The following is a 24,853-nucleotide window of genomic DNA, read 5'->3' on the forward strand; positions in this document are numbered from 1 at the left end:
TCGGAAACCACATCCCGTTCCGAGCCTTCAAAGCGGGACGCGGCTTCCCCGAGAGAGTATCGACTACTTGCCGTCGTCGTCCTCGGCTTCTTCTCTTGCATAGAGCTCCAACATGCGGCGGCGGTATTCGCGCACGGCGAGCTTGGCGCGCTCCAGGCGGCGACGCTCGCGCGGGGTCAGCTCGGACGGGTCGACCTCATCACCATAGGTCTTATCGGCAAGAAGATGCGCCGCGTCCACGATGCGGGCATCGATGTGGCCGCTCGCCGCCTCGGCGGAAAGACGCTCGGCAATCGTATCGAGCGTAGGCAAGCCCTCGAATACGCGACCATGGCCATGCGAAGTCAGCAGCTCGTGCTCACGTGCGAGCAGGCTCGCCAAATCGTGATGGGCGCGCAGGATGTCGAGCGCATCGGATGGATGCTCGGCAACTTCTGCCACGGCGGCGACCGGCGCGGCGTCGACCACGCGGTAGAAGAGCTGCGCGAGCAACGGCATCAAGAACACCGTGATGGCACCGGCAGCAACCATGACCGACGCAATATCTTGCGACAGCGCGCCCGCGTTGACGGCAACGCTTGTCACGGCAACGATGATCGGCAGGGCCGTGGTGCAGTACAGGGCCACGGTAATGCGACCATACGCCGACACATCGCGCGTCGCAGGACAAATGCTCATAGAAATAAGAATGGGCACGGCACGAATAATCAACAACGCCACGATAAAGCCCACGAGCAGACCCGGGCGCGACGCCACGGCCGTCAGATCGATCTTTGCGCCCGATACGGTAAAGAATACCGGAATCAAAAAGCCGTAGGCCAGGCCATCGAGCTTGGTCTCGAGCGTATGGTTGCCCTCGGGGATGATATAGCGCAAGACAAAGCCGGCGGCAAAAGAACCCAACACGATGTCGAGATCAAAGACGGCCGAGAACGCCACGAGTGTGACCAGGATGAGCACCGTCAGGCGCACGAAGGTCTGCGACGTGGTATCGGCGCGTTCCTCGACAAACGCAAAGAAGCGGCTGCCGACACGCTTGGAGCGGCTTGGGACCACAGCCAGCAACACGCAAACCACCGCAAACAAGCCAAGGATTACGAGCGTTTGGATGCCAGTGCGGGCAGACAGCAGCACCGACATGGCGAGCACAGGGCCGAGCTCACCCCAGGTGCCATACGCGAGAATCGAGTCGCCCACACGCGTGCCAGTGAGCGAGCGCTCACGCATGATGGGCACGAGCGTGCCGAGCGCCGTCGAAGTGAGGGCAAGCGTCACGGCGATACCGTCGAAATGACTGACCGAGAACCACGGGGTAAAGCGCACGGCAAGCCAGGCGATACCAAACGTGACGGCCCACGTCGCCAAGCCGTAGCGCCCCTCGACGCCCGTGATGCTCTTGGGGTCGATCTCAAAGCCGGCAAGCAGGAACAAAAAGGCCAGGCCCAGCTCGGACACAAGCGAGACCTCAGCATCTACATGGATGACGCCGAGCATATGGGGTCCCAGCACCGCGCCGAGCACGAGCAAAAAGACCGTCTCGGGAACAGGTTTTCCGGGAATCGCCGAGGCGATAAAAGGACTCGCAAAGGCCACGAGTGCGATGATGGCGAGCGAAACGAATGCCATGTGATGCCTTTCTCTTGTTTGCGCTTCACTGTAGCACCCTCGCCGTCCTCAACGCGCCGCGAGCTGTCGTATCATAGTGAGGTTTACAAACATGTGGCTCAAGGCGACCGCGAGGCTTGCCCCGTAAACCGACCGCTGCCGCATACCGTACCGTACGCCCAACCGATCAGGAAGGCAGGAACCAATGGTCTCTCGTATCTACGTGGAGAAGAAACCCGGGTTCGACGTCGAGGCTCAGCAGCTCAAGGGCGAGCTGACCGAAATTCTCGGCATCAAGGGCATCGAGGCCCTGAGGATCATCAACCGCTACGACGTCGAGGGCATCGACGAGGAGCTTTTCCGCTCCTGCGTGCCGACCGTCTTTAGCGAGCCCCAGGTCGATGTGACCTACGACGAGCTCCCCGCAAGCGATGGCGCCGTCTTTGCCGTCGAATTCCTGCCTGGCCAGTTTGACCAGCGCGCCGACTCCGCCAGCGAGTGCGTGCAGCTCATCAGCCAGGGCGAGCGCCCCGCCGTGCGCTCCGCCAAGGTCTATATGATCTCGGGCGCTCTGGACGAAGCCGCCATCGATGCCATCAAGCACTACGTGGTGAACCCCGTCGAGGCGCGCATCGCCTCGCTCGACCTGCCCGAGACGCTGTACATGGAGACCCCCGAGCCCCAGCCCGTCGAGGTGCTCGACGGCTTCCGCGAGCTCGACGAGGCCGGCCTTGCCGCCTTTATTTCCGAGCGCGGCCTTGCCATGGACGAGGCGGACATCGCCTTCTGCCAGCAGTACTTCCGCGATGAGGACCGCGACCCCACCATCACCGAGATCCGCGTGATCGACACTTATTGGTCCGACCACTGCCGCCACACCACCTTCGGCACCGTCCTGGATGACGTGACGATCGACGACGCCGTGGTGCAGCAGGCCTTCGACCGCTACATGGAGATGCGCCACGAACTCGGCCGCGACGCCAAGCCCGTCTGCCTCATGGACATGGGCACCATCGGCGCTAAGTACCTTAAGAAGACCGGCGTAATGACCGATGTCGATGAGTCCGAGGAGATCAACGCCTGCACCGTCAAGGTGAAGGTCGATGTCGATGGCGAGGACCAGGACTGGCTGTTCCTCTTTAAGAACGAGACCCACAACCACCCGACCGAGATCGAGCCCTTCGGCGGTGCCGCCACCTGCGTGGGCGGCGCTATCCGTGACCCGCTCTCGGGCCGCAGCTATGTGTATCAGGCCATGCGCGTCACCGGTGCCGGCGACCCCACCGTCCCGGTTTCCGAGACGCTCGAGGGCAAGCTGCCGCAGCGCAAGCTCGTGACCACTGCCGCCGCCGGCTACTCCAGCTACGGCAACCAGATCGGCCTTGCCACCGGTCAGGTCAACGAACTCTATCACCCCGGTTACGTGGCCAAGCGCATGGAGGTTGGCGCCGTCGTGGGCGCTACCCCGGCAAACCACGTTCGTCGCGAGTGCCCCGCCCCCACCGACAAGATCATCCTGCTGGGCGGCCGCACCGGCCGCGATGGCATCGGTGGCGCCACCGGCTCCTCCAAGACCCAGAACACCGAGTCCATCGAGACCTCGGGTGCCGAGGTCCAGAAGGGCAACGCCCCGGTCGAGCGCAAGCTGCAGCGCCTGTTCCGCCGCGGCGATGCCTGCCGTCTGATCAAGCGCTGCAACGACTTTGGCGCCGGCGGTGTCTCGGTCGCCGTGGGCGAGCTTGCCGACGGCCTGTATGTCGACCTTGATACCGTGACCAAGAAGTACGACGGCCTGGACGGCACCGAGCTCGCTATCTCCGAGTCCCAGGAGCGTATGGCCTGCGCCGTCGCCGACGGTGACGTCGAGGAGTTCATGGGCTACGCCGCCGAGGAGAACCTCGAGGCGACCGTTATCGCCGAGGTTACCGCCGAGCCGCGCATGCGCATGGCCTGGAACGGTGTCGCCATCGTCGACCTATCCCGCGAGTTCCTCAACTCCAACGGCGCGCCCAAGCACCAGATCGCCCACGTATGCGCCCGCAGCGTGTGGCAGCCCAGCTGGGCCGGCACCACGCTTGCCGAGCGCATGACCTCGCTTGTCACCGACCTCAACGTCGCTTCCAACAAGGGCCTTTCCGAGCGCTTCGACTCCACCATCGGCGCCGCGACCGTGCTCATGCCCTTTGGCGGCAAGACGCAGCTCACCCCCAGCTCGGCCATGGTCGCCAAGTTCCCCGTGGACGGCGAGACCACCACGGCGAGTGCCATGGCATGGGGCTTCAACCCCTATCTGATGGAGGCCGACCAGTTTGCGGGCGCCTACCTGTCCGTGGTCGAGTCCATCGCCAAGCTCGTGGCTGCCGGCTTTGAGCACAAGCGCGCCTATCTCTCCTTCCAGGAGTACTTCGAGCGTCTGCGCACCGAGGCCGAGCGCTGGGGCAAGCCCACGGCAGCCGTCTTGGGCGCCCTCATGGCCCAAGTCGACCTGGGTGCCGGCGCCATCGGTGGCAAGGACTCCATGAGCGGCTCGTTTGAGGACGAGGCCGGCGAGCTCAACGTTCCGCCGACCCTGATCAGCTTCGCCGTCGCCGTGGGCAGAGCCGCCCGTGCCGTCTCGCCCGAGTTCAAGGGCCTCACGCACCGCGTCGTCCGCATCGCCCCCGCTACCTATGGCGAGGACTACCGTCCCGACGCTCAGCAGCTGCTCGCCGCGTTTGACGCCGTCGAGGCGCTCACTGCTACCGGCAACGCCCTGGCCATCTCCACGCCCGGCTACGGCTGCGGCGCCGAGAGCCTCTTTAAGATGTGCGTCGGTAACCAGATCGGCATCGAGCTTGCCGATGATGTAGACGTAGAGAGCCTCTTCACCCCGCTCTACGGCAGCTTTATCGTCGAGCTCGCCGAGGATGCCGAGCTGCCCGAGGTCGCCGACGGCGTTGTCGTCGAGCCCCTGGGCACCACCGTCGAAGGCTATGTCATCGACACCGGCTCCGAGGTCATCGAGCTCTCCGAGCTCCAGGAGGCCTGGGAGAGCGGCATCGAGGGCGTCTTTGCCTACCGCAGCGCCGACGAGACCCCCGAGGTCGAGACCATCGACTTCCGTGCCAAGGACATCCACGTGTACAGCGGCGCCAAGATCGCCCGTCCGCGCGTGATCATCCCCGTGTTCCCCGGCAACAACTGTGAGTACGACAGCGCACGTGCCTTCCGCGCAGCCGGTGCCGAAGCCGACACCTTCGTGATCAACAACCTCACGCCCGAGGCCGTCGCCGAGAGCACCCACGAGCTTGCCCGCCGCATCCGTGCAAGCCAGATCGTCATGATCCCCGGCGGCTTCTCGGGCGGCGACGAGCCCGACGGCTCCGCCAAGTTCATCACGGCGTTCTTCCGCGCTCCCGAGGTCACCGAGGCAGTCCGCGACCTGCTCAAGGCCCGCGATGGCCTGATGCTGGGCATCTGCAACGGCTTCCAGGCCCTGATCAAGCTCGGCCTGGTGCCCTACGGCGACATCGTCGACGCCACACCCGATGCGCCCACGTTGACGTTCAACACCATCGGCCGCCACCAGAGCCGTCTGGTGCGCACCCGCATCTCGTCCAACTTGTCCCCGTGGCTGTCGCAGTGCAGCCTAGATGACCCCTACACCGTCGCCATCAGCCACGGCGAGGGCCGCTTTGTCGCCAACGACGAAGTGCTCGCCCAGCTGATCGCCAACGGCCAGGTCGCCACGCAGTACGTGGGCGAAGACGCCAAGCCCAGCATGGATCTTTCCGTCAACCCCAACGGCTCCGCACTCGCCATCGAGGGCATCACGAGCCCCGACGGCCGCGTCCTGGGCAAGATGGGCCATGCCGAGCGTCGCGGCGACAACCTGTACCGCAACGTGCCCGAGCATGTCCCCGGCGATAAGTTCATGCCGATCTTTGAGAGCGGCGTGGCCTACTTCGCTTAAACCTTTCCCATCAGGTACAATCCCTTCGGGTAACAACACCCGCCACCGACACATCCGGTGGCGGGTTCTTTTTTACTTCGCGCATGTAGGAAGGACATCATGGAAAGCCGCAAGCCGTATCTCGCCACCCTGCCCGGACTCATCCTGGGCTGTCTTGTTTGCTGTGCACTCTGGGGATCGGCCTTTCCCTGCATCAAGATCGGCTACGCGCTCTTTGGCATCCCAGCGCACGATAGCGCTTCGCAGCTGCTCTTTGCAGGTTTACGCTTTACGCTTGCCGGCGCCCTGGTTATCGTTGGGATGAGCGCGGCCCAACGCCGCCCCCTCATACCGCAAGCGCGCGACATCAAGCCCATCTTTGTCTTGTCGCTCTTCCAGACTATCGGGCAGTACTTCTTTTTCTATCTGGGCCTCTCGCGCGCCAGCGCCATGTCGAGCTCCATCATCGAGGCCAGCGCCAACTTCCTCGCAATCCTCTTTGCCGCCCTGGCATTTCACACCGAGAAGCTCAATACGGCCAAGGTGCTTGGCTGTGCACTGGGCTTTGCCGGCGTCGCGCTCGTCAACCTTTCGGGCGCGGATGGCACCTTTGGCTTCAGGCTCGATGGCGAGGGCTTTATCCTAGCCTCCACCGTCGCGGGTGCCCTTTCGACCTGCCTGATTGGCATCTTCTCGCGCGAGCACGACGGCGTCTTGCTTGCCGGGTGGCAGTTCTTGGTCGGCGGCCTTGTCCTCACCGCCATCGGCTTTTTGATGGGTGGCGCGCTCTCCCCCACGGCGATTGCCCCCGCCATCGCGCTCATCATCTACATGGCGCTTATCTCCGCGGTCGCCTACTCGCTGTGGTCGCGCCTGCTTGCCGTCAACCCCGTCAGCCGCGTCTCGGTCTTTGGGTTTATGAACCCCGTCTTTGGTGTGGTGCTGAGCGCGCTGCTGCTCGGCGAGGGCGCTGGCACGAGCCCCGTTACCGTCATCGTTGCCCTGCTGTTGGTCTGCAGCGGCATCATCATCGTCAACAGGCCCAAAAAGGCCTAACGAGCTGCCCTTATTTAGCAGAAGGGATTCACATACTTTAGCTTAATGGAGTACATCGGTGAGCCGAGGGGCGCCACGCACGCCAGCGTGCGCCCTTTTCCTAGCGTATCTGGACGCCGGCCTTCTTTTTCTCGGCCTTGACGCGGTAGAGCTCCGCGTCGGCAGCGCGAAGCAAGTCTTGCCAGGTATCGACGCCGTCACCGACCCGTGCGTAGCCGATGGACATCCGCAACAGATACGGCACCTCGGCGCGCGCGAGCTCGTCGTTGATTGCCGCGCACAGACGTATGATGTCCTGTTCCGCTGCCGCCTTTTGAAGGACTACGAACTCATCGCCGCCATAACGTGCGATAAAGCTGCCAGACGCCGTGCAGACCTTTTTGAGCGCAGCAGATAAGACCTGAAGAGCATGATCACCCTCCACATGTCCATAGCGATCGTTAATCTGCTTAAAGCCGTCAGCGTCCATCATGAGAAGATACACATCGTCCGTATGACCAACATTTGAGAAGAGCGACAGCATATAGGTCTCAAAACGGTTGCGATTGTTGAGGCCAGTCAACGGGTCGGTCGAGATGAGCTGCTCCTGGCAGATGATATAGAGCAGCAACATGCTAATCATTATGCCGACACAAAGGCCAGGCACCGAGTATACGATCTGAAAGGTACCGCCCACCAGGGCCGGAATGGCGAAAAATGCTAAGGTTCGATAGATAGCCTTCGTCTGCAGGCTCTCGACCCTGCGAGATTGCACAAACGCATGCAGGGACGTATGTATAACGTAACAGTAGCTGACAATGGGCTGGATCATATAGGCAAAGCCGCGACGATACACGCCCTGCGAATCGATATAGAACAGGGCGTGCGTCCAGTAACTGGTAAAAGCCAGCACGACCACCAGAGCCGTAGGCAACGTTACAAGCACCACCCTATAGCGCGAGGTCACAAGGTGAGAACCCTGCATCGTCTCGGAATAGATAAACCAAATGAGACACGCGATGGCGAAGAGCGAAAACGAAACCGCGTTGGAAATCCAGTTGGCTGCAATGCCCAACGTGCCGTCCACACCATCCGAAAGCGTCCAGATCATATCGAAGAAAATGTAGGCAGCAGACGTGTAGCCCAGCATGCTAAACAAAAGCTGCTGGGTGCTCGAGAACAGGGAGCGACGGCTTCGTACGGCAAGCCCGATAAGAACAATCATGCATAGCAGGAATATCTCAATCTTGAGTGCCTTAACCACTAGACGCCCTCCCTTCAATATCCAAGTGGTCAGAATCGCCCGATTCGTGTCTGGGCAATAAACGCCCCTTTCTCCGCAGGGGTAAGGGGAATAATAGCAGAGCGCCCGAACGTCACTGCAAGACAGCTCTCGTTCGGGCGCTCAAACGGCGCGAGTTGCACGCCGGAATCATTGATGGGTATCGATTGCTACTCGCCATCGATGTCGGCCGCGACAGCCTCCTCGATGGCCTCGACACCGGCAGGCGACAGGTCTTCCTTGCTCTGGCAGAACTTCTTATCGACCCAGCCGGTCAGAATCGGGGCCATGATTGCCGTGATGATGACGGCAGTGGCGATCTGCGCATACGCGGTGGGCGCAAGCTCGGCATAGCGCGGAGCGACCTCGGCGAGGGCGACCGGCGTGGTCATGGCCGTGCCGGCAATGGTGGAACATGCCACAGCCGCCTTACCATTGCCGCCACACAGGCGCTCGAAGGCAAAGGTAATGGGACCGACGATAAAGAGCGTGATGAGGCCCAGCAGGATGCCCGAAATGCCACCGGCGATGAAGCTCGAAAGGCTCATGGACGCACCGAGCTGAAAACCAATTACAGCGATCGCGGGATTGGCGCCGGGAACCAGCAGGTTCTTGATAAACGGGAACAAGTTGCCCAGGACCATGCCGATAACAAGCGGCAGGATGGATCCGATGATGGTGCCGACGGGGATGTTGGCGAGACCCGAAACACCAAGGATGATCATCGTGACGGCGGGGCCGGCCGTAAAGAACAGGATACCGACAGCGCCCTGCTCGGACTCATCGCCGAACTCGCCCATGATGCCCGTATAGAGCGCCATGTTGCAAAACGTAATGCCGCCGATGATGGAAACCGAGCTCAGGCCTAAAAAGTTATCGTTAAAGAAGTACGCGACGCCCAGACCCAGCGCGGCTGCCACTACAAGCTTAGGAATCAGCACGACGATGCCGGTCTTGATGGCGCCCGGCGTGGACTTAAAGCTGATGCCGGCGCCCACGAACAGCAAGATCGCGGCAACGATGGTGTTGGAGCCGCCGCGGCAGGCAGCCGTAAAGAAGCCGCCGACCTCAAAGACCTGCGGGCAGAAGGTATTGAGCAAAAGGCCGACGATCATCGGATAGATCATGATGTCGCCCGGGATGCGCGGTACCTTGAATTTCTTTTGCTCGCTGGCGGTCGCTTCCTGTGCCATGAAACCCCCATTTCCGCTGACGCAGAACAAAAGCCCACGTCACGCTTTGCTACAGTAAAGTTTGACCATGGTACCAGAAGAAGCAGACCGCCTCGGTGAGAAATTCGATTCGTTAGGCCGGGACGATAACGCGTCCTGCTCCTATACGAGGCTCAAAACGATATAGAACACGATGCCCGAAACGCAGCACCACAACATCGACTTTGTCTTGATTGCCACCGCCACGACGCCGGTGGCCGCAATCCAGGGAACCAAGGCAGGCCAGAGTCCCGCGTCGAACGCGCCGGGGTTCACCAAGTCGTTGGCGACCAGCGCGGCAAAGGCAGCGGGCGGGATATAGCCCAGGGCCTCGGTAATGCGGGGCGACAGGGTCCGCCCGCGCAAGGCGAACGCCGGCGCGATGCGAAAGAACGCGATAGCAGCCCACGACGACAGCCACAGAACCAAGAACTCGTTAGCGGGCATCGCGGGCACCTCTTCCGTCAAATACAGCATCGCACGCCAGCGCAATGGCAATGCCGACCACGACGCTTGCCGGCACGGCAATATTCGCGAGGCCCAAGAACTTGCATACGGCGACGGACACCGCGCCCGAAACCGCCGCGACAACGTTACCGCGCGACAGCCGCTGCGAAAAGAGCAGGCAGATAAAGAGCGAGGTGCAGACAAAGGCTGCAATGGCGGTGGGAACATCGACAACGGCGCCGACGATGGCGCCCATCGTACACGAAACGCCCCATGTTGCGATAAGGATCACGTTGAGCACAAAGGACTCGCGCGGGCCCCAATCCTCCCCTTCAACCAACTTGGCAAGCGAGATGCCATATGCCTCCTCGGTAAGTGTCGCGGCAACAGCCAGCGTCTGACGCTTCGAGGCACCCCTCAGATGCGGTGCGATCGATGCCGAGTAAAGCGCAAAACGCGAGGAGATGGCGGCAACGCTCGCGACGATCGATGCTGCCGGCACACCCGCCAGCCACAGGTTGCAGATCATAAACTGGCCGCTGCCCGTCACAAACGTACTGCTCAGGGCAAAGACCATCCAGGGCTCCATTCCCGTCTGCCCCATGATCATTCCGCACGGCGCGCCTATTGCAACATAGGTAAGCATCACCGGCCAGACGGTTCTAACGATTTTGAGCACCATACGCTTCTCATCCTGACAAGGTCTCCGAGCCGCATGTAGCGATACGGCAGAATCATCATCCGACAGCAACCGAGTTCACCTACAATTGCCACCGGATCGAAAGACACAACTTTTTAGGAAGTCATTATGACAGCTATCGATCGAGACCGGGCGCGCGCGGCCTTCAAAAGCTACACCGATGCCTACGACGCCACCAACCCACGCATCGCGCTCAAAATCGAGCATACGTACCACGTGGCCGAGGCATGCGATGCCGTAGCGCGCGAGCAGGGCTGGTCGTCAGAAGATATTGACCTGGCATGGCTTTGCGGCCTGCTACACGATATGGGCCGCTTTGAGCAGCTGCGACGCTGGGACACCTTTAAGGACGCCGAGAGCATGAGCCATGCGGCGCTGGGCATCGAGGTCCTCTTTGGCGAGAATCCCGCCGATGCACCCGCCACGACAAACATCCGTGACTTTATCGAAACCGGTGCGCATGACGAGCTCATCCGAGCGAGCATCGCCTATCACAGCGACTTTCGCCTGCCGGCACAACTCGACGAGCGTACACGGTGCTTCTGCGATATCGTGCGCGATGGTGACAAGATCGACATTATGCGCACCATCGCCGACAGCACCGTCGACACTATCCTCAAGGTGGACGAGAAGACGTTTCTCGGCAGCCGTTTCTCGTCGCCGACACTTGCCGCCTTTGACGAGCACCGCTGCGTCGCACGCGATGAGCGCGATGAGCCCGCCGACTTCTTGGTGGGGCTTATCTGCTTTATGTTTGAGCTCGTCTATCCAGCAAGCCGCGCGCTGGCGCGCGAACAGGGCGATATCTACCGCCTGCTCGACGCACCCTTTGGCATTACGCGCCCCTTTACCAATCCCACCACGCAAGCGACCTGGGAGTGCCTAAAGGACGAGATGCGCGACTGGCTGGCGCGCGCCTAGCGCTCAAGCTGGGCCAGCAGTTCCTCGACGACCTCGACGGCATCGCCGACAACCTTGTACTGGGCAGCACCAAAGATGGGGGCATCCGGGTCCTCGTTGATGGCGATAATGCACTCTGCCCCACCGATGCCGGCAAGATGCTGGATGGCGCCCGAAACACCGATACTCACGAGAAGCTTGGGCGAAACCGATACGCCGGTCTGGCCAATCTGATGGCGACACTCCAACCAGCCGGCCTCCACGACAGGTCGCGTGCAACCAAGCTCGGCTCCCAGAGCCTCGGCGAGCCTTCGCATCAGGGGCAGATTCTTCTTGGAGCCAATGCCGCGGCCCACCACGACCAAGCGCTCGGCATCGGCGATCGAGGCCTGCTGCCTCCACTCCTCGGCGGGAATCGAGATCTCGACACGAGCCTTAGCATCATCCGCAAGCGATATCTGGGTGATCGTGCCGGAGCGGTCGTAGTCAAAGTCGGGCGCCTTAAAGATGCCGGGACGAACCGTTGCCATCTGGGGACGATGATTGGGGCAGACGATGGTGGCCATCAGGTTGCCGCCAAACGCCGGACGCGTCTGTTGCAGCAGCCCCGTCTCCGTATCCATCGAAAGTACGGTGCAGTCAGCCGTAAGGCCCGTCTGCAAGCGCACGGCAACGCCGGGTGCCAGTTCGCGGCCAAAAGCGGTCGCACCGTATAGGATGGCCTCGGGTTTGCGTTCGGCTACCAAATCGCAGATCAAGCGGGCGTAGACCTCCGCATCGTTTTGGCGCAGGCGCTCGTCGCGACAGGCCAGGACTTCGTCGGCGCCCGCGCAAACCAGATGCTCCAGGTCGCCGAGAGAACCCTCGGGACCCATACCGATCAGTGCCACCAGACGGCAGTCGCGAGCATCGGCAAGCTCGCGGCCCTTGCCCATAAGCTCATAGGCAACGGGAGTCACCGTATCGTGCTCGTCGGTCTGCGCGAATACCCAAATGTCTCGATATGCATCAAGGTCCACCGCACCAGCGGCCTCGTCACGCTCGATCGAGATAGCGTTGACAGGGCAGGCGTCGACGCACCCACCGCATAGGATGCAGCCGTCGGTTACGCGGGCGCATCGGCTGGGTCGCTCGCCTTCCACTACGATGCCGCCCGAGGCACAGGCGCGAACGCAGCGACCGCAGCCGATACAGGCTTCGCTATCGATAATCAGTCCGCTCATCTATGCCATCCCCTCGATAATCTTGGCAAGCTTTGCCGCCTGCTCGGACGCCGTCCCCTCAACGGCCTCGCACGTTTGGTCACGGTCGGGCACAAACGAGCGCACGACCTGTGTCGGCGACCCGGCAAGACCGCAACGCGCGGGGTCGGCGTTCACGTCGGCGGCACTGACCACGCGCACGTCCGCCTCCTCCGCCGCGCGAATACCGGCAATACTCGGCATACGCAACTGGCCAATCTCCTTGGCAGTCGTCATCGCGCACGGCATCTCAAGGTACACCGTCTCCTCGCCGGCATCGCATCCGTGAACGAGCGCCAGCGAGCCACAGGTCGTAAAGCCCGCGCTCTGCACGCAGCTCACGTCGGTCACGCAGGGAATATCAAAGGCACCGGCAAGCTCGGGACCAATCTGGGCCGTATCGCCATCCACCGCCATCTTGCCGCAGATGAGCAGGTCGAAGTCCTCGTCGAGCGCCTCGATGCCGCACTTGAGGGCATAGGTGGTTGCCAGGGTATCGGCACCTGCAAAGGCGCGATCGGTCAGCAGCAGCGCATCGTCGGCGCCTCGAGCGATGCAGTCGCGCAGCAGCGACTCGGTCGCGGGGATGCCCATCGACACCACCGTCACGCGCACATCCATGCCAAAGCCGATAAAGTCGTCCTTCAGCGCCAGCGCGCATTCCAAAGCGCTCGCATCAAAGGGATTAATGACCGCCTGCTTGCCATCGCGCACGATGGTATTGGTCTTGGGGTCCATCTTGACCTCGGTGCTGCCCGGCACGGCCTTGACGCACACCACCATATGGAAATCGCTCATCTTCACGCGCCCCCTTTCTGGACGAGCTCATCCAAGAGCTTCTCCGAAAACAGGTTACCGCGACCCAGCTGCCCGGCAGGATCGAGCTGGAGCTTGAGCCGCGCCGACTCGACCATGGCCTCGTGACCGTACATCGTCTCCAAGAAGCCCGCCTTGATCTTGCCGACGCCGTGTTCGGCAGAAACGGCACCGCCCATAGCCGTTACCTCCGCAGCCCACTGGGCAAACAGCTCGCCACCGCGACGGTAGTCCTGCGCATCGCGCGGCAGGATGTTCACATGCAGATGGTTGTTACCGATGTGCCCCCAGGCAGCAGATTCAAGCCCGCTTTCGGCCAGTGTGCGGCGATAGAGGGCCACGACATCGGCAAGGCGTGCATTGGGCACCGACATGTCCGAACCCAGTTTGGTGATGGTGGGATCCGTGCGGCGACGCTCGTCGATAAGCATGTTGACGCTCTCGGGGACCGCATGGCGGAAGAACCGCTGGCACTCGCGATCAACCTCGGTGCGCGCGACCCATGTCGCATCGTCGCGGCCACCCGCAAACTCGAGCACCCATCCCAGGTGGTACAGTTCCTCGGTCGCCTGGGCCTCGTCATCGCAGTCGAGCTCCACGTAGACACAGACCTTGGCCTCTTTGTCGAGCGCCGGCAGCGAGGCAAACGCCGTCGACTGCTCGCGCTGGCGACGTAGAATATCCAGGGCGCCAGCGTCGAAGTACTCGATGGCAGCCGCATGGGACAGGACGGGACGCATGGAATCGGTAAAGGACACGGCCTTGTCTTCGCTATTGAAAAAGCAGCTCACACCCCAAACGACCGCAGGCGCCGCCTGCAGGGCAATCTCGAGCTCGGTGATAACGCCGAGCGTGCCACAAGCACCGATAAAGAGGTCGATGGCGTCCATTTCGTCCGCAACGAAATAGCCTGAGGCATTTTTTGTCTTGGGCATGGTATAGCCGGGAAGATCGAGCTCGAGCGTACGGCCCACTGCCGTCACGAGCGACAGGTGGCGGCCCTGGGCAAAAGCCTCGCCGCGCTGAAGCTCAAGCAAATCGCCATCAGCCAGCGCGACGTGGAGTCCCGTGATATGTGGGCGCATGGGACCGTAGGCGTAGCTGCGGGCACCGGAGGCGTTACATGCCGCCATGCCGCCCAGACAGGCAGATGCCTCGGTGGGATCGGTGGGAAAGAACTGCTCGGGGGCCTCTTGGAACTCCTCGTAGGCCTCAAGCGATGCCTGGTCCCAACCAGCAGTCGGCAGCACCTTCTTGCTCAGCTGCTTGCGCAGCTCCGAGAGCACAACGCCCGGCTCCACGCGCAGCAGAAATTGGCCTTGTTCATCGCGGCGAAGGCCCAAGTAGCGATTCATACGGGAAGTATTGAGGATATGCCCGCCGTGGGGCACGGCACCGGCGGCAAGGCCGGTTCGGGCGCCCTGAACCGTTACCGGGACACGCTCGGCATGGAGCTTTTCCAAAATGGCACGGACCTCGTCTTCCGTTGTCGGAAACGAGATGCTCGAGGCCTCGCCCGATGCGCGAGACTCATCGCGACCATACTCTTCGAACTCGTCGGTGAAGGGTTTGATGGTTGCAGACACGCGAACTCCCCCTTTAGCTAACTACAGTGTTTGCAGGGAGATGTTACCGCATCGTTTCGTCGACGTGTTCGAGACCGTCTCCATAATTGGCGATTTTTACGTTCGTACAATTCGGCGAGCGGCTTGATTTCCTCGGTAGACGATGCTTTTGACACATATGGCCCCGCCGTCGCCGACCGCGCGATTGTCGCTTGAAAAAAGTTGGAGTATTTTTTGCCGCCTTTTACCTGCGGAGACACCAATCCGTCAAGCATTTGGTCAGCAATTGGTCAAGTAGTGGCTGATACCGTCGGCATCGACAGCCAAAACCGACAGAAGTTTTGGCCCCAGAAGCAGGGAGGTTCCCATGGCATATTACTGGCCCCAGTACGGCATCGCCATCGAAGTCGACGACGATCCCCATCTCCTGCCTTTCGACGAAGAGGCATTCCCCGATACGACGGTCTACCACGTTACCACCGATGTGATCTGCGACCCCGAGTCGTTCTCGGCGCTCGCCCACCGCATCGCGCATATCCACGACATCGAGCTCCCTCCCGACTTCGACGAGCTTGTCTACTCACGCCGCCTGATGCTTCACATGCTCTTTGGAGCGAACCCGTCCACCTTTGCGCGCATCTATACCGCCAAGGATGCCGCATGAGCGCGAAGAAGCCACCCCACTTTGCAGGCCTGGGTCGTCGCAAGAAGCTCATCCTTGCCTGTTTGGCCATCGTCTGTGCCCTTGTCGCCGTAGGACTATACGCTTGGCAGTCGCAGCCCGTACCCGAGGCGGGCGCTTCGGTTACGACGGCCGAGGGCAAAACGCGTCAGGAAATCCAAGATGAGCTCGACGCCATCGTCCGCGACAACATGATGACGATTTCGGTCGCACCGGTCGCTCAGCTGCAGGAGGACGGCAAGCTGCGCGTCAACGTGCAAAACGTCCAAGACAATAAATTTCCCCAGCGATTCCGCGTCATCCAAAACGACGAGACCATGTACGAATCCGGTGTGGTCGAGACCGGCAAGACAATCGAAACGTGCCCCGCCGGCGACATCAAAGAAGGCGAGGCGTACATCGAGATCCAGGCACTCGATGCCAAGACCCTCGACAGCCACGGCAATCCGACACGTGTCAAGGTGCGGGTTGAGCAAGCCGAGAACTAGCTTTTCCGGCCGACGCGGCACCGCACGCAATTCACCAGCATTCGTCCAATCATCGCGGGGACGGCCCGCGGCGAATAGAAAGGAACGACCATGGACATCACCAGGAACATGAACGGAGCCAGAGCGCTCGTCGTGGGCGCAGGGCTCGCGCTCGCGCTCGCAATGGGCGCCGCCCCGACGCCAGCTATGGCAGCCGGGCGCGTTGGAACCACGAAAGTAATGGTCAGGACCGAGATCGACAACGTTGAGTTCAAAGTTCCGACGGTTATTCCCTTCGTCGCCAAGGCCGACGGCACGCTTCAGGGCCCCTCAGAAGACGCGACCACCATCGACAATCATTCGGCCTACGGCATCCATGTCACCAACATGAAGATCGACGCCATGAACACCTGGACCATTGCTGCCGACGCCAAAGCCGGAACCGCACAGAACTCCATCGACTTTAAGGTCGGCCCCGACGGCGCACTCCAGAACGCCAGCGCCGCAACGCAGGGGACGGGCCTCGATCTTTCCAAGAATGCAGCCTTCGACATGGGCTACCAGGGCATTGCCGGCGGCAAGGACAAAATTAAGCTCAAGACAAGCGGAAACGTCGCCCGCGTCACGCGCGACATCTTCCGCGTAACCGGCGAAGGCGATCAGGTTGCAACGATCACCTGGACGGTCGAGCCCGGTGCGCACACGGCATAAGGCTGTCGCCCTGGCCGCCGCCGTCAGCATCCTAGCGTTTGGGCCAGCCATGGCCTTTGCCCAGCAAGAACAGGCGCAGGCCGCCACGCAAGTGACGGTCGACCTCTCGGAGCTCGACCGCGGCGACCGCGAGGAACCGTTGGCGCAGACAGGCGACAGACGATGGCTCTTGGCAGCAGGCGCCGCAGCAGCAGGCGCGGGGACCGCCGGCCTCGGTCTGCACATCAAACGCAGCCAGAAACAAAACACGGACAGGCCGCACTAAATTAGCTAAGGAGACCCCATGGCATCAAAGAACCTTTTGCCCGTCGTCGCACTCTGCGGCGCGCTCGCAACCGGAACGCCCGTCGCCGCTTGGGCGACTCCCGTCATGGCAGACTCCTTACCAGCAGCCCTAAGCTCCGCACCAAATCCGTCGAGTGCCATTGCGTGTAAGCGTTTTTCGATCGCACAAGCCGCAATCTCAACCTCGGGATGCCTTCGTCGTAATACGGACGGCTCGATAGTCGTGGATATCAATCGTTCGAACAAGGCAAACGGCTCCCAGGCGGGGTGCGCCGTCTGCATGTGGCGCTCGGTTGTGCTCGATGCGGATGGCGATCCATGCAATTTAGAGCTGCGCATCGACATCGCTTCGGTCGATGACTCGGCGAACGGAGCGAAGGTCGCCTTCGACGGTACGTTTTTCGAGAAAGGAGGCGGTATATGTCTGGGCTGCGCCGCCGCGAATGCAGACGATGCGCAGCCCACCCTCTCATTCACGGCATCGTTGCGACTGACCAAAGCCGGCACCGATGCCATCGCGGCGGGAGAAGCGTCCCTGCTGTTCTACGCCGTCAGCGCCAAAGACACAAACGCTCATTTCGAGAAGCCAGCCGGATCACTCAGTCTTACACGAGGGATAGAGGCAGGCCCTATTGAAATCGATGCCCACGCGCAAAGCAGGCAACGCATTCTTGCCGACCCGGCGCTTCTCGAAATGGAGTGGAACGGATCCGGAGCCATCGGAATTCTCCCCTCCGCGCTTGACGCCAAGACGCTCCCCTCAAACGACGAACCCATCAACGCAACCATACAAGAAGAGAGCGCGGATAAAGAAGCAGGTGCGGGCGACACGCCGTCGCCGACAAACAGCGCCCCAGCTTCTTTCGAAGCACCGAATGAGCCCGCTGCCGATCCAAACGATCCCGAGCTCGCGGACAGTCTGGGGCTTGCTGATCCTCAAGAGATCGATGAAGGTAACTGTTGCGTGCTTGCCGCACTCGACCACACAGAGGTCATCGACGCTGCGAACATCGAAGTTGCCGCCGCCAATCAGCCCGTCCGCAAGTCGGCTATCATCGCATTTCCCGAATCCATCGAAGTCGTCTTTTTGCCATCGGGCGAGGTCGTGGCCCCAACACTGCTCACCTTGTTGGGCGCCAAGAATACTCGAAACGAAATTAAAAAGGTCACGGTTGTCGACCCTGCAACCACCGCCAAGCTGCGTCTATACGCCGTTGCTCCAGACGGAGGCAAGACCTTGGAATTCGATGGTGACACACTCCTAGCCTGGCGACGTCTGGACATTATGCAAGACGTCTCGTATCAGATCGAACTCGAAGGGTTTGATCGTGCCCGCGATGCCAATATCATCGCCGCGGCTATTGAATCCCCGCAGCGGCTTATGACACTGCGCTTTGAATACTATCCCTATGTCCCGACAACCACCTGAGGCTTAAATGCTGCGCGTCGTTGCTAATGCCACTTATATAACGTATTAGATGAGTCGCGATGTACCTCGCATTCCACTCTGCTACGATTGCCACGTTGGCATCAATACAGGAGGGCTCATGCCGGGCTTGGGAACAATCATCAACGTTGTGCTTTTAGTTGCGGGCGGTCTTTTGGGATTAGCGGGCGGCCGCTTCATCACACCGCGCATCCAAGACACACTCATGAAAGCATCGGGGCTGTGCGTCCTGTTTATCGGCCTTGGCGGCACCATGCAAAAGATGCTCCTTATCGATGGGAAGGCGCTAGCGACCACCGGCACCACCATGCTCATCGTCTCATTTGCGCTCGGTTCGCTCATCGGCGAGGCCGTCAACTTGGAAGCCGCCATCGAGAACCTTGGCGAATGGCTCAAGCGCAAGACCGGCAGTGAGGGCGATAACGAGTTCACCAACGCTTTTGTCTCGACTTCACTCACCGTGTGTATCGGCGCCATGGCAATTGTGGGATCGATCCAGGACGGTCTGCTCGGTGACTGGTCAACGCTTGCCCTGAAAGGCGCATTGGACTGCATCATCGTCTGCACCATGACGGCGTCGCTTGGCCGCGGCTGCATTTTCTCCGCCCTGCCCGTCGCCGTGTTCCAGGGGACGATCACGTTGTTTGCCGGCGCGCTCTCCCCCATCATGACCACAGCAGCCCTCAACAGCCTTTCGCTCGTAGGCTCCATGCTCATCTTCTGCGTCGGCGTCAACCTCATCCGTCCTCAGACCTTCCGCACGGCCAATATGCTCCCCTCCGTCGTCATCGCCGTCATCTACGCCCTCCTGTTCTAAATCTATCAACGCAGCGGTATCTCGAACACCTGTTTGATGCTGTGCTATGATATGAGGTCACCGTAGCTGCGTTAGGAGAGGAGAAGCGGTGGCCGACCAGGACATCAAGATGCTCATCGAGCGCATTATGGCCGAGGCCCGGACCCATCAGTCCGCCCGCTTCTCAAACGAAATCTACGCAGACGAGCCGATTCTCAAAACCGGCCGACAGATGCAGAATTTCCTCCCCGACCAATACCGCAAGATGCGCGAGATATCGCGCTGGCAGGATGACCCCAAGGGCGGCGCGGGCCGCTGGCTATCGGAGGCCGAGCTTTTCTACCGCCAAGGCTTGCTGATGGCCGACTTTGAGGACGACTGTCCCTACAACGGCACCTTTAAGTCGTACTTTCCCACCTACAACGCCATGAGCGACCGGCAGTTGCGCGGCTACTTTACCTGGCGTGCCCAAGTGCGCCGCGGAACCGTCGAGGAAACGTCTACGTCCTTTGCCTTTCTGTATCTCTATGAGCTGATTTGCGGCATTGGCGTAGATGACCCGCTCGATGGTTTTAACAAGATCAAGGCTTTTTGGGATGTCTATCGCGCCTTCGAGCCCGGCATCGACCGATTTGCACGCGTGTGGCTGCAGGATTACGCCGTATTCCACGGGCTCGACCCCAAGCTGCTTCGCGACTCTAAAACCGTCATGTTCGATAACGCCCTTATCGAGCTGCGGCGCGCGGCACGAGACCTTGTACCAGCACCGGCACCGTCCGGCCAGACCCCCAAGCGTCGCAAAACCTCCGAGCCCACGCTCCCCTTTCCGCCCGATGAGGTGCGCGAGGAGCGACTCATGACCGCCATCAACGCCCTCTCCACGTACAACCTAAGTAACTCGCGGCTCGACCGCAGCCACCACCGCGATCTGCGCCACGTGGCGTGCGCCGTGTATGTCCGTATGGCACGCTACTATGACACGCACCGAAAGACCGGCATCGTGGCGAGCTTATTTGGGGAGGAGACGGCCATGCCCTACACCATGTTTGCCTCGGCCGTATTCTTTGCGCCCGAGCGCCACGAGGACTGCGAATACCGCCTGGATCCCATCCACATCTACCGTTGCCAAAACGGCTTTTGGGAATGTATGCGTATCCATGGTAGTAGGCAAAAGAGCAGCAAGCTCGGTGAAATGATGCGCGCCTGCGACCAACGCCTGCGCCTGGCGCTGGACCCCGCCCATCCCCTTAAGGAAGAAAAGGTCCCCAAATATCTGGCCAAGATTATCGATGACGAGATCATGGCATGGCTTTCGTGGGACGCCGCACACCAGCCCGTCAAGATCGATATCGATCTGAGTCAGCTGGGGCACATTCGGAGCGCCGCTGCGCAAACGCGCGAAGCACTTTTAATCGACGAAGAGCGCGAGGACGGCGCACCTGTGGAAGCCGAGGCAGCGGACTCAGGGCAACCGGAAGCCGAGCCCGTAGCCGACGCGATTGTCGAGGCGGTCGCGGCACCCATTCGGCAGGACGAGACCGACGAGCCAACCATATCCACCGAACAGTTTGGTGTCGTGGCACCGCTTCTCGCGCCGACGCCCGCGTTCGCAGCTGTTGCGCCCGCTGACGCCACGAACGAACTCACGCCTGCCGCAGACGCCTATCTCCGCGCGCTGCTCGAGCACAACGCAGTACAGGCGGAATCGGCGGTAGTGCAATCGGGGCAGAGCGAGGACATGCTCGTCGACAGCATCAACGAGGCGCTCTTTGACCTGGTGGGCGACACCGTAATTGAATTTAGCGCGGCAGGGCCGCAGATTATCGAGGACTACGAAGCAGACGTGAGAGGATACCTAGACCATGAGTGATACCGCATCCGCAGCGCCCCGTGTACCCAAACGCGTCGCCGCCGTTATCCTTAACTCGCTCAAGGGCGGCGTGGTCCCGCGCATCGGCCTTCCCTATATCACCGTGGGTCGCGAGGTCGAGATTCGCGCCCTGCTCACCGATTTGAGTCTCATCGCCGATGGCGGCGCGAGCTTCCGCTTCTTAGTCGGTCGTTACGGCGCCGGCAAGAGCTTTTTGCTCCAGACCATCCGCACGCACGCCATGGGCGAGGGATTCGTCGTGGCCGATGCCGACCTATCCCCCGAGCGCCGCCTGCAGGGCGGCCAGGGACAGGGCCTTGCCACCTACCGTGAGCTCATCCGCAACATATCGACTAAAACGCGCCCCGAGGGCGGTGCGCTCAACCTTATCCTGGATCGCTGGGTCGCCTCGTGTGCCGATGCCGACGAGTCTGCCGTCAATGCCCAACTGGCCCCGCTCGAGGAAATGGTCCACGGCTTCGACTTCACCCGCATGCTCCGCCGCTACCGCGCGGCCGTATCCGAGGGCGACGAAGAGGCTATGAGCCGCGTGACCAAATGGATTCGCGGCGAGTACCGCACCAAGAGTGAGGCACGCGCCGAGCTGGGCTCCTCGACCATCATCAGCGATGACGACTGGTACGACTACGTTAAGCTCATTGCGCGCTTTTTGGTCTGCAGCGGCTACAAGGGCATGCTGGTGCTCATCGACGAGCTCGTGAATCTGTATAAGATTCCCAACGCCATCACACGCCAATACAACTACGAGAAGATCCTGACCATGTACAACGACACGCTCCAGGGCAAGGCGCAGTACCTGGGCATGATCATGGGCGGCACGCCAACCTCCATCGAAGACCGCCGCCGTGGCGTGTTCTCCTACGAGGCCCTGCGCAGCCGACTCGCTCAAGGCCGCTTTGCACGCGAGGACCTTAAGGACATGCTCGCGCCCATCATCCGCCTGCAGCCACTCACCTACGAGGAGCTGCTGGTGCTGATCGAAAAACTCATGCAAATTCACGCCGGCTACTTTGGCTGGACGCCCACGCTTACCGAGAACGACTTGGTGGACTTCCTCAAGATTGAGTTTGGCCGCGTGGGGGCCGACACGCATCTGACGCCCCGCGAGGTCATCCGCGACTTTATCGAGCTGCTCGACATCCTGTGTCAAAATCCCGATGCTAACGTGGCCGAGTTGCTGCAAAGCGTCGGTGGCGACGCGCTGGCACCGGCAGCCGCAACAGACGACACCGGCACCGCAGGCGGCGACCGTAACTTCGCCGAATTCACCATCTAACCTGCCAAAAAGGGACAGGTTCATTTTGGTAGGTTTTATCTGGGCGAGCGTTGAAGCAGTAATGCAGCAAGCCGTTGCCAGCCGCGTTGAGAGATTCGTTTTTGAGAGGAGGCCCCCGTGAACGCCTTTGACCGCTACGCCCCGTTTATCCAAGACTTCATCTACTCCCACGATTGGGAGAGCTTGCGCTCTATCCAGGTTGCGGCGGCAGATGCCATCTTTAACACGCAGGACAATGTGCTCCTGACGGCATCCACGGCTTCCGGCAAAACCGAGGCAGCCTTTTTTCCCATCCTGACCGAGTTTTGGGAGAACCCGCCCGCAAGCGTGGGCGCCCTCTACATCGGCCCCCTCAAGGCGCTCATCAATGACCAATTCGTCCGCCTCAACGACCTGTGCGAGGAAGCCAATATCCCTGTCTGGCACTGGCATGGCGATGTCTCGCAGTCGCACAAGGCTAAGCTCATCAAAAAACCGAGCGGCATCTTGCAGATTACGCCCGAGTCACTCGAAGCGCTCTTAATCCATAAGCACATGGCGATCCCGCGCATGTTTTGCGACCTGCGCTACGTCGTCATCGACGAGGTTCATTCGCTCATGCGCGGCGACCGCGGCGGGCAGACGCTCTGTCTTATCGAGCGCCTCTCGCGCATGGCAGGCGTGCAGCCCCGCCGCATCGGCCTTTCGGCCACCATCGGCGACCCCGAGCGCACGGGTGCCTTCCTGTCGCAGGGGACGGGACGCGACTGCGTCATCCCCCGCTTTGAGGAGCCGCGCCGCGTGTGGCGTATCTCCATGGAGCACTTCTACAACTCGGGTCCCCAGGCGCAGCAGCGAGGATTCGCGAGCACAGGTCCGCAGGAAGCTGAGGTGCTCGCATGCGAGCGCATTGAGGCGGCACCACCCGCGGCACTGCCCGTCAGCACCCAAGACATGCGCCATAGCGGGCAACTCACACAGGAGGAACGCCGCCAACGTCGCGAGCAGGCACGGGACAAGGCTGCCCCCAAGGGCAGTCGCACTTCCTCGGCCCCCGAGGGCGAAGTCGACATCCCACGAGCGACCGAGCAGGCGCTTCTCAACCCCACCGACACGGCGCCCGACAACGCCGACCCCGGTATGGGCTATATCTTTGAGCATACGCGCGGCCGCAAGTGCCTGGTCTTTGCCAACTCGCGCGAGGAGGCAGAGGCCGTGTGCTCCATGCTGCGCAGCTACTGCGAAAGTCGACACGAGCCCGACCGCTTTCTAATCCATCACGGCAATCTTTCGGCATCGCTGCGCGAGACGGCCGAGGAGCTCATGCGCGAGGAGGAGCAGGCGCAGACAACCGTCACCACCTCTACGCTGGAGCTCGGTATCGATATCGGCCGCCTGGAGCGCGCCTTCCAGATTGACGCGCCGTTTACCGTCAGTTCCTTTTTGCAGCGCATGGGGCGCACGGGACGCCGCGACCTTCCGCCCGAGATGTGGTTTGTCATGCGCGAGGAAGAACCCGAGCCGCGCACGATGATGCCCGAGACCATTCCGTGGAAGCTCCTGCAGGGTATCGCGCTCGTACAACTCTATCGCGAGGAAAAGTGGGTCGAGCCGCCCGAGCTCGATCGACTCCCCTACAGCCTGCTCTATCACCAGACTATGTCGACCCTCGCCAGCACCGGCGAGCTCACGCCGGCCGAACTTGCCCAGCGCGTGCTCACGCTCAGCTATTTCCACCGTGTCTCGGCAGACGATTACCGTGTGCTGCTACGTCACCTCATTAAGATCGACCATATCCAGGTCACCGAAGGTGGCGGGCTCATCGTGGGTCTCGCGGGCGAGCGCATCATTAACAACTTTAAGTTCTACGCCGTATTCCAGGAAAACGAGGAGTTCACCGTTCGCAGCGAGTCGGCCGAGTTGGGCACGATCGTCAATCCGCCACCGCCCGGCGAGCGCATCGCCATCGCCGGACACTGCTGGATTGTCGAGGAAGTGGACTGGAAGCGACACACCGTCTTTGCCACGCAAGTCAAAGGTCGTGTGCCGGCATACTTTGGCGACTGCCCCGGTGACATCAATACACACGTACTCGAACGCATGCGCCAAGCGCTCAACGAGCACGCAGCATATCCGTACCTCATGGGTAACGCACGGGCCCGCTTGGCGCAGGCTCGCCATACGGCCGAGATTTCGGGCGCGGGGACCAAGCCACTCATTAACCTGGGCGGCGACACCTGGGTGCTCTTCCCCTGGTTGGGCAGCTACGCCTTTTTGGCACTCGAGCGCATGCTCAAGATTAAATGTGCCGCGGAGCTGGGCCTTCGCGGACTCGACCCGTCACGCCCGTACTTTATGCAGTTTAAAATGCAGGCCGACGAGGAGACGTTCTTTGAGGTGCTCGCCGCCGAGGCCGAGAAAGACTTCGATCCCATCGAGCTCGTCTATCCCGGCGAGGTGCCTTATTTTGACCGCTACGACGAGTTTGTTCCCGAAGAGCTCGTGCGCAAAGGCTTCGCCGAAGGCGTGCTCGACATCGAGGGCATGAACCAGCGCGTCCTCAGCTGGCGCGACCACGCCTAAGAC

20 protein-coding genes are annotated in these 24,853 nt (G+C 61.3%); 12 read left to right on the top strand and 8 right to left on the bottom strand.

Features of this window, described 5'->3' with window-relative positions; translation table 11 throughout:
- Nucleotides 1-63: 63 nt before the first annotated feature.
- Nucleotides 64-1,626: a cation:proton antiporter domain-containing protein gene (locus JMJ97_RS04890; protein WP_196026051.1), complete on the bottom strand. Its 1,563-nt coding sequence runs from the start codon at nucleotides 1,624-1,626 to the stop codon at nucleotides 64-66.
- 184 nt (nucleotides 1,627-1,810) lie between these two features.
- Between JMJ97_RS04890 and JMJ97_RS04895 the strand changes: the two genes are divergently transcribed.
- Both JMJ97_RS04895 and JMJ97_RS04900 read left to right on the top strand, forming a co-directional pair.
- Nucleotides 1,811-5,557 (top strand): phosphoribosylformylglycinamidine synthase, encoded by a 3,747-nt coding sequence (locus JMJ97_RS04895; RefSeq protein WP_195361636.1) that lies wholly within the window; start codon nucleotides 1,811-1,813, stop codon nucleotides 5,555-5,557.
- A 99-nt stretch (nucleotides 5,558-5,656) separates the two neighbouring features.
- Nucleotides 5,657-6,592 carry a DMT family transporter gene (locus JMJ97_RS04900; RefSeq protein ID WP_260699355.1) on the top strand — a complete coding sequence of 312 codons (936 nt, stop codon included), beginning with the start codon at nucleotides 5,657-5,659 and terminating at the stop codon, nucleotides 6,590-6,592.
- Between the two features lie 100 nt (nucleotides 6,593-6,692).
- Here the strand turns inward: JMJ97_RS04900 and JMJ97_RS09600 are convergent, their stop codons facing one another.
- From JMJ97_RS09600 to JMJ97_RS04920, 4 genes are all read right to left on the bottom strand, one after another.
- On the bottom strand, nucleotides 6,693-7,835 hold the full coding sequence (locus JMJ97_RS09600) for a GGDEF domain-containing protein (protein ID WP_195361638.1): 1,143 nt from the start codon (nucleotides 7,833-7,835) through the stop codon (nucleotides 6,693-6,695).
- Between the two features lie 188 nt (nucleotides 7,836-8,023).
- Nucleotides 8,024-9,046 carry a 2-keto-3-deoxygluconate permease gene (locus tag JMJ97_RS04910; RefSeq protein WP_195240640.1) on the bottom strand — a complete coding sequence of 341 codons (1,023 nt, stop codon included), beginning with the start codon at nucleotides 9,044-9,046 and terminating at the stop codon, nucleotides 8,024-8,026.
- A 141-nt stretch (nucleotides 9,047-9,187) separates the two neighbouring features.
- Nucleotides 9,188-9,511: an AzlD domain-containing protein gene (locus JMJ97_RS04915; protein ID WP_055310541.1), complete on the bottom strand. Its 324-nt coding sequence runs from the start codon at nucleotides 9,509-9,511 to the stop codon at nucleotides 9,188-9,190.
- Nucleotides 9,501-10,193 carry an AzlC family ABC transporter permease gene (locus JMJ97_RS04920; protein ID WP_138375065.1) on the bottom strand — a complete coding sequence of 231 codons (693 nt, stop codon included), beginning with the start codon at nucleotides 10,191-10,193 and terminating at the stop codon, nucleotides 9,501-9,503. The genes JMJ97_RS04915 and JMJ97_RS04920 overlap by 11 nt, the downstream gene beginning before the upstream one ends.
- Nucleotides 10,194-10,319: 126 nt before the next feature.
- Between JMJ97_RS04920 and JMJ97_RS04925 the strand changes: the two genes are divergently transcribed.
- Nucleotides 10,320-11,132 (top strand): HD domain-containing protein, encoded by an 813-nt coding sequence (locus JMJ97_RS04925; RefSeq protein ID WP_195240638.1) that lies wholly within the window; start codon nucleotides 10,320-10,322, stop codon nucleotides 11,130-11,132.
- Here the strand turns inward: JMJ97_RS04925 and JMJ97_RS04930 are convergent.
- Genes JMJ97_RS04930 through JMJ97_RS09605 form a run of 3 tightly spaced genes read right to left on the bottom strand, consistent with a single transcriptional unit; the run spans nucleotide 11,129 to nucleotide 14,754 of the window.
- A complete protein-coding gene (locus tag JMJ97_RS04930) occupies nucleotides 11,129-12,334 on the bottom strand; it encodes an electron transfer flavoprotein subunit alpha (RefSeq protein ID WP_117769803.1) in 1,206 nt (401 codons plus the stop codon). The genes JMJ97_RS04925 and JMJ97_RS04930 overlap by 4 nt on opposite strands.
- Nucleotides 12,335-13,150, bottom strand: coding sequence for an electron transfer flavoprotein subunit beta/FixA family protein (locus JMJ97_RS04935; protein ID WP_117769804.1), 816 nt, complete (start codon nucleotides 13,148-13,150; stop codon nucleotides 12,335-12,337). It lies immediately after the preceding gene.
- A 2-nt stretch (nucleotides 13,151-13,152) separates the two neighbouring features.
- Complete coding sequence (locus JMJ97_RS09605; RefSeq protein ID WP_260699356.1) at nucleotides 13,153-14,754, bottom strand: FAD-binding oxidoreductase; 1,602 nt, start codon at nucleotides 14,752-14,754, stop codon at nucleotides 13,153-13,155.
- A 346-nt stretch (nucleotides 14,755-15,100) separates the two neighbouring features.
- Between JMJ97_RS09605 and JMJ97_RS04945 the strand changes: the two genes are divergently transcribed.
- The 9 genes from JMJ97_RS04945 to JMJ97_RS04985 all read left to right on the top strand — a co-directional run bounded on the left by JMJ97_RS04945 (nucleotide 15,101) and on the right by JMJ97_RS04985 (nucleotide 24,850).
- Nucleotides 15,101-15,397, top strand: coding sequence for a hypothetical protein (locus tag JMJ97_RS04945; protein ID WP_117746255.1), 297 nt, complete (start codon nucleotides 15,101-15,103; stop codon nucleotides 15,395-15,397).
- Nucleotides 15,394-15,903 carry a hypothetical protein gene (locus JMJ97_RS04950; RefSeq protein WP_161115341.1) on the top strand — a complete coding sequence of 170 codons (510 nt, stop codon included), beginning with the start codon at nucleotides 15,394-15,396 and terminating at the stop codon, nucleotides 15,901-15,903. The genes JMJ97_RS04945 and JMJ97_RS04950 overlap by 4 nt, the downstream gene beginning before the upstream one ends.
- A 90-nt stretch (nucleotides 15,904-15,993) precedes the next feature.
- Nucleotides 15,994-16,593 (top strand): hypothetical protein, encoded by a 600-nt coding sequence (locus JMJ97_RS04955; RefSeq protein ID WP_006234462.1) that lies wholly within the window; start codon nucleotides 15,994-15,996, stop codon nucleotides 16,591-16,593.
- Complete coding sequence (locus tag JMJ97_RS04960; protein ID WP_195240628.1) at nucleotides 16,577-16,858, top strand: hypothetical protein; 282 nt, start codon at nucleotides 16,577-16,579, stop codon at nucleotides 16,856-16,858. Before JMJ97_RS04955 ends, JMJ97_RS04960 begins: the two co-directional genes overlap by 17 nt.
- Nucleotides 16,859-16,876: 18 nt before the next feature.
- Nucleotides 16,877-18,307: a hypothetical protein gene (locus tag JMJ97_RS04965; RefSeq protein ID WP_161115339.1), complete on the top strand. Its 1,431-nt coding sequence runs from the start codon at nucleotides 16,877-16,879 to the stop codon at nucleotides 18,305-18,307.
- A gap of 118 nt (nucleotides 18,308-18,425) precedes the next feature.
- On the top strand, nucleotides 18,426-19,142 hold the full coding sequence (locus JMJ97_RS04970) for a DUF554 domain-containing protein (protein ID WP_006234467.1): 717 nt from the start codon (nucleotides 18,426-18,428) through the stop codon (nucleotides 19,140-19,142).
- Between the two features lie 88 nt (nucleotides 19,143-19,230).
- A complete protein-coding gene (locus JMJ97_RS04975) occupies nucleotides 19,231-20,991 on the top strand; it encodes a TerB N-terminal domain-containing protein (protein ID WP_260699357.1) in 1,761 nt (586 codons plus the stop codon).
- Nucleotides 20,984-22,288 (top strand): ATP-binding protein, encoded by a 1,305-nt coding sequence (locus JMJ97_RS04980; RefSeq protein ID WP_260699358.1) that lies wholly within the window; start codon nucleotides 20,984-20,986, stop codon nucleotides 22,286-22,288. The genes JMJ97_RS04975 and JMJ97_RS04980 overlap by 8 nt, the downstream gene beginning before the upstream one ends.
- Before the next feature lie 117 nt (nucleotides 22,289-22,405).
- Entirely contained in the window at nucleotides 22,406-24,850 is a 2,445-nt protein-coding gene (locus JMJ97_RS04985; protein WP_260699359.1) for a DEAD/DEAH box helicase, read from the top strand.
- Nucleotides 24,851-24,853 lie beyond the last annotated feature (3 nt).

This window comes from Collinsella aerofaciens (assembly GCF_025289055.1).
GTDB lineage: Bacteria > Actinomycetota > Coriobacteriia > Coriobacteriales > Coriobacteriaceae > Collinsella.

Excerpts from the sequence above, each read along its gene's own strand:
- JMJ97_RS04930 (WP_117769803.1), bottom strand. The coding sequence starts at position 12,334 with ATGAGCGGACTGATTATCGATAGCGAAGCCTGTATCGGCTGCGGTCGC.
- JMJ97_RS04980 (WP_260699358.1), top strand. The coding sequence starts at position 20,984 with ATGAGTGATACCGCATCCGCAGCGCCCCGTGTACCCAAACGCGTCGCC.
- JMJ97_RS04970 (WP_006234467.1), top strand. The coding sequence starts at position 18,426 with ATGCCGGGCTTGGGAACAATCATCAACGTTGTGCTTTTAGTTGCGGGC.
- JMJ97_RS04900 (WP_260699355.1), top strand. The coding sequence starts at position 5,657 with ATGGAAAGCCGCAAGCCGTATCTCGCCACCCTGCCCGGACTCATCCTG.
- JMJ97_RS04950 (WP_161115341.1), top strand. The coding sequence starts at position 15,394 with ATGAGCGCGAAGAAGCCACCCCACTTTGCAGGCCTGGGTCGTCGCAAG.
- JMJ97_RS04925 (WP_195240638.1), top strand. The coding sequence starts at position 10,320 with ATGACAGCTATCGATCGAGACCGGGCGCGCGCGGCCTTCAAAAGCTAC.
- JMJ97_RS04895 (WP_195361636.1), top strand. The coding sequence starts at position 1,811 with ATGGTCTCTCGTATCTACGTGGAGAAGAAACCCGGGTTCGACGTCGAG.
- JMJ97_RS04945 (WP_117746255.1), top strand. The coding sequence starts at position 15,101 with ATGGCATATTACTGGCCCCAGTACGGCATCGCCATCGAAGTCGACGAC.
- JMJ97_RS04935 (WP_117769804.1), bottom strand. The coding sequence starts at position 13,150 with ATGAGCGATTTCCATATGGTGGTGTGCGTCAAGGCCGTGCCGGGCAGC.
- JMJ97_RS04910 (WP_195240640.1), bottom strand. The coding sequence starts at position 9,046 with ATGGCACAGGAAGCGACCGCCAGCGAGCAAAAGAAATTCAAGGTACCG.
- JMJ97_RS04890 (WP_196026051.1), bottom strand. The coding sequence starts at position 1,626 with ATGGCATTCGTTTCGCTCGCCATCATCGCACTCGTGGCCTTTGCGAGT.
- JMJ97_RS04920 (WP_138375065.1), bottom strand. The coding sequence starts at position 10,193 with ATGGTGCTCAAAATCGTTAGAACCGTCTGGCCGGTGATGCTTACCTAT.
- JMJ97_RS04965 (WP_161115339.1), top strand. The coding sequence starts at position 16,877 with ATGGCATCAAAGAACCTTTTGCCCGTCGTCGCACTCTGCGGCGCGCTC.
- JMJ97_RS04955 (WP_006234462.1), top strand. The coding sequence starts at position 15,994 with ATGGACATCACCAGGAACATGAACGGAGCCAGAGCGCTCGTCGTGGGC.
- JMJ97_RS04915 (WP_055310541.1), bottom strand. The coding sequence starts at position 9,511 with ATGCCCGCTAACGAGTTCTTGGTTCTGTGGCTGTCGTCGTGGGCTGCT.